This window comes from Mesorhizobium sp. P2_H9 (assembly GCF_056403215.1).
On record NZ_JBFUFX010000007.1, the window covers coordinates 297,407 to 309,891 of the forward strand.

12 protein-coding genes are annotated in these 12,485 nt (G+C 63.7%); 3 read left to right on the plus strand and 9 right to left on the minus strand.

Annotation, left to right across the window (positions count from 1 at the left end; all coding sequences use genetic code 11):
• The first annotated feature begins 325 nt into the window (after nucleotides 1-325).
• Both AC1DXN_RS15640 and AC1DXN_RS15645 read left to right on the plus strand, forming a co-directional pair.
• Complete coding sequence (locus AC1DXN_RS15640; protein ID WP_477274472.1) at nucleotides 326-1,918, plus strand: ABC transporter substrate-binding protein; 1,593 nt, start codon at nucleotides 326-328, stop codon at nucleotides 1,916-1,918.
• Nucleotides 1,919-2,029: 111 nt separating this feature from the next.
• Nucleotides 2,030-2,890, plus strand: coding sequence for a hypothetical protein (locus AC1DXN_RS15645; protein WP_477240881.1), 861 nt, complete (start codon nucleotides 2,030-2,032; stop codon nucleotides 2,888-2,890).
• Between the two features lie 9 nt (nucleotides 2,891-2,899).
• Here AC1DXN_RS15645 and AC1DXN_RS15650 read toward each other — a convergent pair whose 3' ends face one another.
• The 7 genes from AC1DXN_RS15650 to bcoG all read right to left on the minus strand — a co-directional run bounded on the left by AC1DXN_RS15650 (nucleotide 2,900) and on the right by bcoG (nucleotide 10,701).
• Nucleotides 2,900-3,841 (minus strand): alpha/beta hydrolase, encoded by a 942-nt coding sequence (locus AC1DXN_RS15650; protein WP_477274474.1) that lies wholly within the window; start codon nucleotides 3,839-3,841, stop codon nucleotides 2,900-2,902.
• A gap of 116 nt (nucleotides 3,842-3,957) precedes the next feature.
• Complete coding sequence (locus AC1DXN_RS15655; RefSeq protein WP_477274475.1) at nucleotides 3,958-4,740, minus strand: carnitinyl-CoA dehydratase; 783 nt, start codon at nucleotides 4,738-4,740, stop codon at nucleotides 3,958-3,960.
• Nucleotides 4,733-6,811 (minus strand): acetate--CoA ligase family protein, encoded by a 2,079-nt coding sequence (locus AC1DXN_RS15660; RefSeq protein WP_477274477.1) that lies wholly within the window; start codon nucleotides 6,809-6,811, stop codon nucleotides 4,733-4,735. Before AC1DXN_RS15660 ends, AC1DXN_RS15655 begins: the two co-directional genes overlap by 8 nt.
• Nucleotides 6,812-6,878: 67 nt before the next feature.
• Nucleotides 6,879-8,042 (minus strand): acyl-CoA dehydrogenase family protein, encoded by a 1,164-nt coding sequence (locus AC1DXN_RS15665; RefSeq protein WP_477240890.1) that lies wholly within the window; start codon nucleotides 8,040-8,042, stop codon nucleotides 6,879-6,881.
• Between the two features lie 4 nt (nucleotides 8,043-8,046).
• Nucleotides 8,047-9,141 (minus strand): carnitine 3-dehydrogenase, encoded by a 1,095-nt coding sequence (locus AC1DXN_RS15670; RefSeq protein WP_477274479.1) that lies wholly within the window; start codon nucleotides 9,139-9,141, stop codon nucleotides 8,047-8,049.
• Complete coding sequence (locus AC1DXN_RS15675) at nucleotides 9,138-9,767, minus strand: HD domain-containing protein (RefSeq protein ID WP_477274481.1); 630 nt, start codon at nucleotides 9,765-9,767, stop codon at nucleotides 9,138-9,140. Before AC1DXN_RS15675 ends, AC1DXN_RS15670 begins: the two co-directional genes overlap by 4 nt.
• Nucleotides 9,768-9,783: 16 nt before the next feature.
• The gene (gene bcoG / locus AC1DXN_RS15680; RefSeq protein ID WP_477240896.1) at nucleotides 9,784-10,701 is read right to left on the minus strand and encodes a 3-dehydrocarnitine:acetyl-CoA trimethylamine transferase BcoG; all 918 of its coding nucleotides are present in this window, start codon (nucleotides 10,699-10,701) and stop codon (nucleotides 9,784-9,786) included.
• A gap of 77 nt (nucleotides 10,702-10,778) precedes the next feature.
• Between bcoG and AC1DXN_RS15685 the strand changes: the two genes are divergently transcribed.
• Nucleotides 10,779-11,759, plus strand: coding sequence for a GlxA family transcriptional regulator (locus AC1DXN_RS15685; RefSeq protein WP_477240898.1), 981 nt, complete (start codon nucleotides 10,779-10,781; stop codon nucleotides 11,757-11,759).
• Nucleotides 11,760-11,774: 15 nt separating this feature from the next.
• Here AC1DXN_RS15685 and AC1DXN_RS15690 read toward each other — a convergent pair whose 3' ends face one another.
• Together AC1DXN_RS15690 and AC1DXN_RS15695 are read right to left on the minus strand one after the other, a co-directional pair.
• The gene (locus tag AC1DXN_RS15690) at nucleotides 11,775-11,978 is read right to left on the minus strand and encodes a hypothetical protein (RefSeq protein ID WP_477274483.1); all 204 of its coding nucleotides are present in this window, start codon (nucleotides 11,976-11,978) and stop codon (nucleotides 11,775-11,777) included.
• A 274-nt stretch (nucleotides 11,979-12,252) separates the two neighbouring features.
• Nucleotides 12,253-12,485, minus strand: a 233-nt coding sequence (locus AC1DXN_RS15695) for an SDR family oxidoreductase (protein WP_477421588.1), incomplete at its 5' end; no start/stop codon positions are given.

Genomic DNA, 12,485 nt, shown 5'->3' on the forward strand with positions numbered 1-12,485 from the left:
AAGCCCAGCGCGTCCACCCGTTCCCGAAGGCGGTGATCGCGCTGAGCTCCTGTTGTTCCCGGAGACCGTGGAGTCTCTGGGTTTCTGGTCATGGCGGACTTTCCTTTCCGGGCCGCACCATGCGGCACCTGGTCGTCAGTCGCAGGCTGGAGCGGAAAGGTTCATGCAAGCGGCGGCTGGGTCTGTTTGCCATTTCACAGAAGCGGCGACTAATTCCTTGTGTCAGGCAACTCAGGATGGAAATCAGCTCGGCGCGAAACACTGGCAGGCTTACTTACCGTCAGTGCCGGCTTCTGCTAGCGTCATCCAACCCTGGGGGGGTATCATGACAAGCAAGCGCTTTGTTTTGTTCGCGACGACGCTTCTTCTGGTCGCGTTGCCGGCCCATCAATCCTTGGCCAAGACCCTGGTCTATTGCACCGAGGCCAGTCCCGATACGTTCGATCCGGCGCTCGCTTCCGGCACCCGCGACGCCTCCGCCACCACGCTCTACAACCGCATCGTCGAGTTCGAGCCGGGCACCACCAAAGTGCGCCCCGGCCTGGCGGAAAAATGGGAGGTTTCCGACGACGGCCTCACCTACACGTTCCATCTGCGCCATGGCGTCAAGTTTCACACCATCGACGGCTTTACGCCGAGCCGCGACTTCAACGCCGACGACGTCCTGTTCACCCTGGACCGTCAGGAAAATGCGCAGAATCCGTTCCACAACTATGCCAACCGCCCCTACACCTACTTTGACGGTATGGGCATGCCGCGCCTCGTGGACGGATGGCGCAAGCTCGACGACTATACCGTCGTCATGACGCTCAAGGCGCCGAATGCGCCGATGCTTGCCAGTCTGGCGATGGATTTTGCCTCGATCGTTTCAAAGGAATATGCCGACAGGCTGCTGGCCGAAAAACGGCCGCTCGATCTGGCGGTGAAGCCGGTCGGAACGGGCCCGTTCCAGCTCGTCGATTACCAGCAGGATGCGGTCATCCGCTACAAGGCCAATCCCGACTACTGGCGCGGCCGGCCAAAGATCGATGACCTCGTCTTCGCCATCTCCACCGACGCCAACGTCCGCATGGAGAAGCTGCGCGCCGGCGAGTGCGATGTCATGCCTTATCCCAATCCAGCCGATCTCGAGGCGATCAAGGCGACGCCTGGCATCGAGGTGATGCAGCAGGAAGGCCTGAACACCGGCTATCTCGCTTTCAACACCTTGCAGAAGCCCTTCGACGATCCCCGCGTCAGAAAGGCCATCGACATGGCGATCGACAAGCAGGCGCTTGTCGACGCGGTGTTCCGCGGCACCGGCAAGGTCGCGCGCAACCCGCTTCCGCCGACGTCCTGGGCCTATGACGCGTCGACCCTTGACGCTGTTTTCGATCCTGCAGCTGCCCGGCAGGCGCTCGCTGCCGCCGGCGTAAAGGATCTGCATATGAAGGTCTGGGCGATGCCGGTGCAGCGTCCGTACAACCCGAATGCGCAGCGCATGGCCGAAATGATCCAGTCGGATCTGGCAAAGATTGGCGTCACCGTGGAGGTCGTCACCTATGAATGGGTCGAATACCTCGCTCGCTCAAAGGCACTCGACCGCGACGGCGCCATGCTGTTCGGCTTCACCGGCGACAATGGCGATCCCGACAATTTCCTTTCCGTGCCGCTCGGCTGCGCCGGTGTCGGCGCCACCAATCGTGCCAATTGGTGTTTTCCCGCTTTCGACGACTTGCTCAAGCAGGCAGCTGGGATCGTCGATCCCGATGCCCGCGCAAAACTCTATGCGCAGGCGCAGCAGATTTTCAGGGAGCAGACGCCATGGGTGGTGATCGCCCATTCGGTTGTGTCGGTACCGATGCGCGAACGCGTCAAGGGCTACGTGATGGACCCGTTCGATCATCACGACTTCTCGAGTGTCGACATCCAGGACTAGGCATCATCCCGAAAAGTGGAATCCGTTTTTTGGAAAAGATCATGCTCAAACAAAGAGATAGAGCCCCCATCCCGATTCTGTCGGGATGGAACGGGCTCTAGCGCTCTGGCAATGCGCGCGGATCTTGATGTCTATGTGGAGAGCCTGGGCAATTTTCGCTCAGGCGAGGAGTATTCCGTCCAGTCGCTGCTGCCCTATCTGCAGCAGGCTGGCATGACGGTGCGCGTGTTCGACAGGCCGGCGCGTGCTGATAGGGCGCCGGCGGCCCTGCTGCACATCGACCTGACCGAAGTGCCGCAACTCTACCACGACATCCCTGAGCTCTACGACCGCACCATCAACGGCCGTGCGCTGTCCATCCACCGGCACCTCTATTCGACGCTGAGGCTGAAGGCAGGCGACAGCCATTCCGGTCCGGTCGTCGTCAAGACAGTGCTCAACAGCAAGGGCCGGCCCGAACTGCGCTGGCGGCAGTACCGCAATCGTTGGACACGGACGGCGCATTTCGTCCGCAAGACCTTCGAGCCCGGCTACAAGCAACGCCTGTGTCCGCCCTATCGCGTCTACGAGACCATGGGACAGGTTCCGGCGGGGGTCTGGTCAGACGATCGGCTGATGGTCGAGAAATTCGCCTTTCACAACCTCGACCTGCCGATCGTCAAGCATCGCTACATGTTCCTGCTCGATGCCGAGGTCAATATGCGGCAGGTCTACAACGACGTGCTGTGCGCCGGGTCGAAAATCCTCAGCAACGAAGAGGGCGGCCCTGTTCCGCCGGAGGTGCTGGCGGTGAGGCAGCGGCTCGGGCTCGATTTTGGCGCGATCGACTATTTCATCGTCGACGGCAAGGGCATCGTCGTCGACGCCAACAAGACCGTCGGCTCCAACCCCGACTGGCTAAAGCAGAACCGCTTTCGCCAGGAATTCAACGACCGCATGGGAGCGGCGCTGATAAGGTTTGTCCGCGGCTGAGGCGGGCTGTCACCAGACCCATTCGCCCTTGCCGAGCGCCGACACTGCGTCCGTGATGCGGGTAAAGCTGGCACGCGCCCGGCCGACCGTGTGCCTGGCCCTGAGATAGCCATGCACCAGCCCCGGCTCCTCGAGCCAGATGGCGCGCCCGCCGGCCGCAACGATGCGGTCGCGATAGGCCTCGCCGTCGGATGACAGCGGATCGCACTCTGCGGTGATCAGCACTGTCGGCGGCAGATCGGAGAAATCGGTGTCGGCAAGCGGGGCCAGCGTTGCGTCATCGCTGCGGTCGCCACCGCCGCTGCGGATATCCTTGTAGAAGTCGAGGTCGCGCAGCGTCAGCATCGGCGCCTCGGCGTGAGCCGTATAGGAGGCGCCAGAGCGGTCGCCGCCAAGGCCGGGATAGACCAGCACCTGGCCGATCGGTTTGCGCGGGTGACCGCGCGTCGCGTGGCTGACGGCAGCGGCGAGATTGCCGCCGGCGCTGTCGCCGCACAGCAGGATTGGGTGCTTGTAACTGGTCGCTGCCCATTCGAAGGCGCTGATGACGTCATTGAAAGCGGCGGGGTGACGATGCTCGGGCGCCAGTCGGTAGTCGACCGAAACCACCTCATAGCCGGTGCGGGCGCAAAGCTCGGCGCAGACATCGTCATGGCTGTCGAGCCCGCCGAGGATGAAACCGCCGCCATGGAAGTAAAGCACCATCGCCGCCGACTGCGGCGCCGCCGTCCGATAGATGCGGATCGGGATGTCGTGCGACGGTGTGGCAGTGACAGTGGTCTGCGCCGTCACGCTTTCGGGATAGCCGGCAAAGAACTCGCGACAAAGGCGGTCGTAGATGCCGCGCTGCTCAGCGATCGTGTAGTCGATCGTATCCGGTGGATAATAGGAATTGGTGCGCTCGATGAAGGCCCAGGTCTCGGCGTCGATCAGTTTTGTGTAGTCGGTCATGGGACTCCTTTACCTCCCCCATGATGGGGGAGGTCCCGCGATGTGGGGGTAGCGGCGCGTCACCCCACCCCGGACCTTCGGTCCGACCCTCCCCATCGAGGGGAGGGTAAAGTGGCTCACTTCCCCTTCCACACCGGCTCGCGCTTTTCGGCGAAGGCACGAAAACCCTCCATACCGTCTTCGGAGCCGTAGAGCACATCGACCGTCGGCAACTGGCGGCGCGTCACCTTGTTCATCGCCTCCTGGAAGGTCAGTGATTCCGCCACCCTTGCCGTTTCCTTGATTGCGGCAAAGACCAGCGGCGGGCCGCTGGCTAGCAGCCGGGCGATCTCCCAGACGCGGTCCTCGAGCTTGTCCTTGGGCAGCACCTCGTTGACCAGGCCCCAGCGATGCGCCTCCGCGACATCCATCCAGCGGCCGGTCAGCAAAAGGTCCATGGCGACGTGGTAGGGAATTCGCTTCGGCAGCTTGATCGTCGCCGCATCCGCCAGCGTGCCGGCGCGGATTTCCGGCAGCGCGAAGGAGGAATGGTCGGAGGCGTAGATGAGGTCGCAGGACAGTGCCAGCTCGAAGCCGCCGCCCACCGCCATGCCGTTGACGCAGGCGATGACCGGCTTGTTGAGGTCGCGCAGTTCCTGCAGCCCTGCAAACCCGCCGACGCCATAGTCGCCGTCGACCGCATCGCCGCTGGCCGCCGCCTTCAGGTCCCAGCCGGCGCAGAAGAACTTGTCGCCGGCGGTCTTGACGATGGCGACGCGAAGCTCCGGATCGTCGCGGAATGCCTTGAACGTCTCACCCATCAAGCGCGACGTCTTGAGGTCGATGGCATTCGCCTTCGGCCGGTCGAGCGTGACCTCGAGGATAGTGCCCTCACGGCGGGTCGAAATGACGTCAGGCATTCTTCTTCTCTCCCAGCACCAGCAGCGCGTCGGCGATCCAGGCGCCCTTGCCCTCGGTGCAGACGATCAGCGGGTTGATGTCGAGTTCCTCGATCTCGCCGGCATTCTGCTGCACGAAGGCGGCGATGCCCGAGATGGCGTCGATGGCAGCCTGGACATCGGCTTTCGGCCGGCCGCGATAGCCCTCGAGCAGCGGGAACAGTTTGAGGCCGCGCAACGCCGCCTCGATGTCGTCGCGGGTTGCAGGCAGCATCAGCGTGACGCTGTCGCGCAACAACTCAACCAGCACGCCGCCGCTGCCCAACGTCATCACCGCGCCGAACATCGGGTCGCGAGTGAAGCCGACGATCAGTTCGGCGACACCGTCGCGCACCATGCGTTCGACATAAAGGCCGGTGCCGAGCGGCAAGAGATCATGGGCGGCCGTGCTGACGGATTCGGCGTCCTTGAGGTTGAGCGTGACCGCACCGAGCTCGGATTTGTGGGTGACGCCCAACGCCTTCAGCGCCACCGGAAAGCCAAGCGCCATCGATGAAATGACCGCCTCGACGGCATTGCCGGCGCGTTCGCCCTTTGGCACGGACAGGCCGGCCTTGATCAACCGCGATTTGGCTTCGGCCTCGTCAGGCGTGACATGGTCGCCGGCCGGCGCGCCGGAAGCCGAAGTGTCGATCGGCAGTGCCTCGGGCTCGCTCCATGCCCAGCCGATGAAAGCAGCCGCCTGCGCCGCGTCCATGGCCTCGGAAATGCCGAACAACGGCACCATGCCGCGCGCCATCAGTCCGGCCGTGTATTCCTCCGGCAGGTTCTCCGGCAGCGAGGAGACGATCGCACCTTGCGCCGAATTGGTCTTCAGCGCCGATTCGAAGGCGCGCAAAGTCGCCCACCAGTCGGTGTCCGAACAGCGGTCGGGACGCGGGAAGTCGAGCACCAGCATGTTGAGGTCGAAGCCGCCCGACACCATGGCGGTGAAGGTGGCGGTCATCGCCGGCTCATTGTTCCAGATGAAGGTGTGGTAGTCCAGCGGGTTGGCGACAGCGACCAGCGGCCCGAGCGTCGATTTGACATGCCGCCGGTGCTGGTCGGTCAGTACAGGGAAATTGACCCAGCGGCCTTCGGCGCTGTCGGCCATCACCGATGCCTCGCCGCCCGAGCAGCTCATCGATGACAGCCGGTAGCCGGGCAGCGGCCCGGTGATATGCAGCAGCTTCAGCGCCTCGATGAAGGCGGGGATGGAATCGACGCGCGCAATGCCGAGCCGCCTCAGGAAGGCGCCGGAGGCAGCATCCGAGCCGGCCAGCGAGGCGGTGTGTGAGACGGTCGCTTGCCGTGCCTGTTCGGAGCGGCCGACCTTCATGGCGATGATCGGCTTCTTCAATTCGCGCGCCCGCGCCGCCAGCCGCTCGAAGCCGGCTACCGAATCGAAGGCCTCGATGTGCAGGCCGAGCGAGGTGACGCGGTCGTCCTCGATCAGCCCGAGCGCCATTTCGGAAAGGCCGGTCTGTGCCTGGTTGCCGGCGGTCATCAGGAAAGCGATCGGCAGTCCGCGCTTCTGCATCGTCATGTTGATGGCGATGTTGGAGGACTGCGTGATGATGGCGACGCCACGGCCGCCCTCGGGCAGCCTGATGCCGCCATGCTGGTCGGGCCATAGCAGCGCGCCGTCGGCGTAGTTGATCAGGCCGTAGCAGTTCGGCCCGATGATCGGCATTTCGCCCGCGGCAGCGACCAGTTCGGCCTGCAGCCGCTCGCCATCCGCGTCATAGGCCTCGGTTTCGAGGAAGCCGGCGGCAAAGCAGACGGCGCCGCCGGCGCCGCGCTCGGCCAGCGCCTTGACCACCTCGATGGAAAGATGCCGGTTTACACCGACAAAGGCGGCATCGGGCGCGCCGGGAAGATCGGCGACGGAGCGATAGGCCTTGCGACCGGCGACCTCGTCCTTGGTCGGGTGCACAGGCCAGATTTCGCCGGCAAAGCCCATCTTGATCGACTGTGCGACGACGGCGGCGGCTTGCGCCCCGCCGAACACGGCAATCGACTTCGGGCGCAGGAGACGTTCGAGTTTATGCATGGCCATCTTTTCGTTTGAACATGATCTTATCCCCAAAACCGGAACCCGGTTTGGTGGCCATCATGCTCTAAGCGCCGAACGGACGCAGCAGCGCCCGCGAAATAATATGTCGCTGAATCTCCGAAGTGCCTTCCCAGATGCGTTCGACACGGGCGTCGCGCCAGATGCGCTCCAGCGGCAGATCATCCATCAGCCCCATGCCGCCATGGATCTGGATCGCTTCGTCGGCAACAAAGGCAAGCATTTCGGTGGCCTTCAGCTTGGCCATGGCCATGTCCTGTTCGGTGACGGTGCCTTGATCGTACTTCCAGCCGGCTTCGAACACCATCAGGTCGGCCGCCTTCAATTCGGTCGCCATGTCGGCGAGCTTGAACGAGACGCCCTGGAACTTGCCGATCTGCTGGCCGAACTGCTGGCGCTGCGCGGAATATTCGATGGCATGGCCAAGCGCCCGCTCGGCGCGGCCGAGGCAAGTGGCGCCGACCTGCAGGCGGGTGGCGCCCAGCCATGAATTGGCGACCTCGAAGCCCTTGTGCACTTCACCAAGGACCTGGCTTTCTGGGAGCCGGCAGTCGTCGAATTCGAGGATGGCGTTGGTGTAGCCGCGATGCGAGACGTTGCGGTAGCCGTCGCGCACCGTGAAACCCTTGGTGCCCTTGTCGACAAAGAAGGCGGTGATCTTCTTGCGCTTGCCGCGCGCAGTTTCTTCCTCGCCCGAAGCCATGAAACAAATGGCGAAATCGGCGAGGTCGGCGTGGCTGATGAAATGCTTGGTGCCGTTCAGCACCCAGTCGTCGCCATCCTGCACCGCGGTGGCCTTCATGCCGCGCAGATCGGAGCCGGCGCCCGGCTCGGTCATCGCCAGGCAATCCCATTTCTCGCCGCGAATGCAGGGGAATAGGTACTTTTCGCGCTGCTCCGGCGTGCCGGCCAAAAGGATGTTGGAAGGGCGTGCGACGCAGGTCCAGTGCAGCGCGTAGTTGGCGCGGCCGAGTTCCTTCTCATAGAGCAGCCAGGTCACCGTATCGAGGCCGGCCCCGCCGACATCGGCCGGCATATTGGCGGCATAAAGCCCGGCTTCGATCGCCTTGACCTTGATCTCCTCGATCAGCTCACGGCGCAGCACGCCGGTGCGCTCGACCTCGCGCTCATGCGGGTAAAGCTCATTCTCGACAAAAGCCCGCGTCGTCTCGACGATGAGCTTCTGTTCCTCCGACAGACCGAAATCCATGGGGTCAGCCCTTCTTCTTTTTCTTCGGCTTCTCGGCCTTCTTCACCGGCTTCAACGCCTTGGCCTTTTCGGCCGACTTGGACGCGGTCGGCTTCTTCGCCGCCAGCTTGGCCAGCTGCTTGGTATAGTCCTTGTGCAAGGCGCCGGCACCCCAGCCCTTGCCTTTGTTCTGCTTCGACAGCGCGTCCATGATGGCGACCAGATTGTCGTCGCGGATCTTTTCCAGCTCGCGGATCGACAGGCCGTGCGCCTGGTCATCCGACTGCATGGCGATCAGATCGACCAGCTCGTCGTTGAATTCCGGCACGTCCATCAGTTTGGTCCACGGCCATTTCAGGCACGGTCCGAACTGCGCCATGAAGTGGCGCATGCCGGCCTCGCCGCCGGCGACGCGATAGACCTGGAACATGCCCATCTGCGCCCAGCGCAGGCCGAAGCCATAGCGCATGATGTCGTCGAGTTCCTCGACCGTGCAGATGCCGTCCTTGATCAGCCACAGCGCCTCGCGCCATGCTGCTTCGAGCAGGCGGTCGCCGACGAAGGCTTCGATCTCCTTGCGGATCACCACCGGCTTCATGCCGATCGAGGCATACATCTCCTTGGCGACCTCGATCGCCTCGGGAAAGGTCTGCTCGCCGCCGACGATCTCGACCAGCGGCAGGAGATAGACCGGGTTGAAGGGATGGCCGACGACCAGCCGCTCCGGATGCTTCTTCATCGCCACCTGCATGTCGGTCGGCTTGATGCCGGAGGTCGACGAGCCGACGATGGCATTAGCCGGAGCGTGGCTGTCGATCTCGGCCAGCACGCGGTGCTTGAGGTCGAGTCTCTCAGGCACGCTTTCCTGGATGAAATCGGCATCGGCGACAGCTTCGGCAATCGTCTTGGCAAAGGTCAGCTTGCCCTCCTTGGGCAAGCCGCCGGGAACCATCTGCTTGTAGGCGCGTCGCGCTCCCTTCATCACTTCCGAGACCTTGCGCGAGGCCTCGGGATCTGGATCGAAGATCGACACGTCGATGCCGTTGAGCAGCAGCCGCGCCACCCAACCGGCGCCGATGACACCGCCGCCAATGGCGGCTGCCTTGTTGATGATGCTCATGCGGAAGCTCCGGTTCTTGTCTTGGCTGTTTGGGGATCGATGAGGGGCACGCGCTCGCCGGCGCGGATTACCGAGGCGTCGTAGGCCTTGCGGGCAAAGACTTCGAGCACGAAGGGCCGGAAGAAGTCGATCGGCAGCGTGTCGTAGTCGGGGTCGAAGCTCGACTGGTCCCAGCGTTCGCAGAACTGGTCGCAATCGTCGAAATAGACATGGCCGGCGAAGCGGTCGCGGGCATGGCGGTTGCCGCCGAGATGGTGGGCATAATAGAGGCGCTGGAAGTCGCCATGCTTTTCCACCACCCAGGTGCATTGCTCGCGCACGAAGGGTTTCAGGATCGAAGCGGCATATTCGTCGTGATTGTAGGGCGCGTAGATGTCGCCAATGTCGTGCAGCAGGGCGCAGGCGATCCAGTCGGTATCGGCGCCGTCTCGCCAGGCCCGCGTCGCCGCCTGCAGCGAATGACCGAGCCGGGTGATCTTGTAGCCGGACAGGCCCTCGTCGAGCTGCACCAGCGCATCGAGCAGCCGCTCGCCGATCCTGGCCGCATAGTCGATCTCATGCGCGGTCAGGAATTCGTAGTCGTCCCGGTCGCCATCCTTCATCGCGGTGAATTTGACGGTTGTCATCTCCGCACCCCTCAAATCACGCGGCGATGGGCGCCCGCTTGGTCAGGTTCAGCTTCTTGCGCACTTCCTCCGGCCCAAGAATCCTGGCGCCGAGATTGGTGACGATGCTGGCAGCACGCTCGACCAGCTGCGCATTGGTCGCCAGCACACCCTTGTCGAGCCAGAGATTGTCTTCAAGCCCGACGCGGACATTGCCGCCAGCGAGAACGGCAGCGGCGGCATAGGCCATCTGGTTGCGGCCGATGGCAAAGGCCGACCAGTTCCAGGTCGACGGCACATTGTTGACCATGGCCATGAAGGTGTTGAGGTCGTCCGGCGCGCCCCACGGCACGCCCATGCAAAGCTGCACCAATGCATCGGCGTTGAGCACCTTTTCCTCGACCAATTGCTTGGCGAACCACAGATGGCCAGTGTCGAAGGCTTCGATCTCCGGCTTGACGCCGAGCGCCGTCATCATGCCGCCCATGGCGCGCAGCATGCCGGGCGTGTTGGTCATGACATAGTCGGCTTCGGCGAAATTCATGGTGCCGCAATCCAGCGTGCAGATCTCCGGCAGGCACTGGCGCACATGTTCCATGCGGTTGGTGGCGCTGCCCATGTCGGTGCCTTTTTCATTGAGCGGCAATGGCGCTTCCGGCGAGCCGAACACCATATCGCCGCCCATCCCGGCGGTGAGGTTCAGGATCACGTCGACGTCTGCCGCGCGGATACGCTCGGTCACTTCGCGGTAGAGATGGACATCGCGCCTAGGCTTGCCGGTTTCGGGGTCGCGCACATGGCAGTGGACGATGGCCGCGCCGGCCTTGGCAGCATCGATCGCCGAATCTGCGATCTGCTTGGGCGAACGCGGCACATGCGGCGAGCGGTCCTGCGAGCCGCCGGACCCGGTCACGGCACAGGTAATGAAAACCTCACGGTTCATCGCGAGCGGCATGGAACTTCCTCCCAATCGAAACAGACCACAACATTGCGCTACTTGCAGGAAACTGTTTTGCGTTTTACGAAAGCCTCATGATCAAAAGCGAAAAACCAACGATCTTTCGCGCCGAGCGCTCGCCGCTCAAGGTGACGCTGCTGGTGTTTTCCGGCGCCTCGATCATGTGCGTGGCCTCCGCTGTCGATCCGCTGCGCGCCGCCAACCGCATCGCCGGCGAGACCTTGTTCGATTTCAAATTGGTCTCGGTCACCGGCGAGGCACCGGTCACCACATGCGGCCTGCCGGTGGCGGTCAGCGGCCGCTTCGATGCGGCGGAGCCGACCGATATGCTGGTCGTCGTCGCCGGCTTTGGCACCCAGAATTACACCACATCGGCCCTGCTTGCCGGCCTGCGCCGCGCGGCGCGGACGGCGCGCGCCTGCGGCGGCGTCGAGGCCGGCACTTGGCTGGTGGCCCGCGCCGGCCTGCTGGAAGGGCGTAGCGCCACCACCCATTGGGAGGATATGGAGGATTTTTCGTCGGCCTTTCCCGGTGTCGACGTGCGCCCCGATCGCTACGTCATCGACGGGCCGGTCTTCACTTCGGGCGGGGCGTCGCCGACCTTCGACCTGATGCTGCATCTGATTCGCACCCGGCTCGGCATGGCCGTGGCGCTCGATGTCGCCAGCGTCTTCATCTATGACCAGGCACGCGCCGCGACCGACGCGCAGCCGCTGGTCTCGCTCGGCCGGCTCGACGGCTACGACCCGCGGCTGGCGCAAGCGATCCGGCTGATGGAAGCCCATGTCGACCAGCCGCTGACCATCGCCGCGGTGGCCAAACGCGCCGGGGTGACGGCGCGAACACTGGAAAGCATCTTTCGCAAATCGATCGGCGAGACGCCGGGCGCCTATTATCTCAGGCTGCGGCTCGGAGCGGCGCGCCGGCTGGTGGTCGACACAAGGGTGGCCATGGCCGACATTGCCGGGCGGACCGGATTTTCGTCCGCCGCGGCGTTTTCCAGAGCGTTTTCAAGAGCTTTCGGCGAAGCCCCGGTCAGGTTGCGCCGGGGCTAGGTCAGTTCCGAGGAATCAAGCGGCGTTCTGTCGATCGCCGCCGGTGTCCATCTGCGAGCGCATCTGCCTCGCCAGCCGCACTTCGAACCGGCTGCTGACAGCGCGATCCCATTCGTTCTTCACATCGTCGGTCGGCCTCGGCAGCGCCATCAGCCGATCGATGATCGATCCGGCCTCGCCGGATGAGAGCAGGGCGTCGATCTCGCGTTCGTGCTGCATATCGGTTCGCCTCCTTCCTTTTCACCCGCCACAGAAGCCGTCTTATACGAGTTCCGTGACGGCTGTTTGAAGGCAAGAGCGAGGTGATTGAGGGGCAGCGCGAGGCAAAACCTTGTCGTCGGACAGGGTCTTGCGCAAACCAATTCCGGGGCGGCCGGGATGTTATCCCGTCGCCCTCAAGCAATACGAATCGGCTTTTCGCCCCAGACGTAGCGGTTGACGAGTTCTCCAGATATTCTTGGCGGCCGGACTTCGGCTGCCGGTCGTTTCGGATTCAGCCCTTGCGCTCCTGAAGGCTGTTGCCGCCGTCGACCACCAGCAGGGCGCCGTTGACGTAGCTCGCACCTTCCGATGCCAGGAACACCACCGCTGCGGCAACCTCGTCCGGTCGCCCAGCCCGCGCCGGTGGCGTGTGCAGGGCAGCTTGCCGCTCCATTGCGCTCGACGAGCCCGTTTCGATCCAGCCGGGGGCCACGGCATTGACTGTCACGCCACTCTTTGCCACTT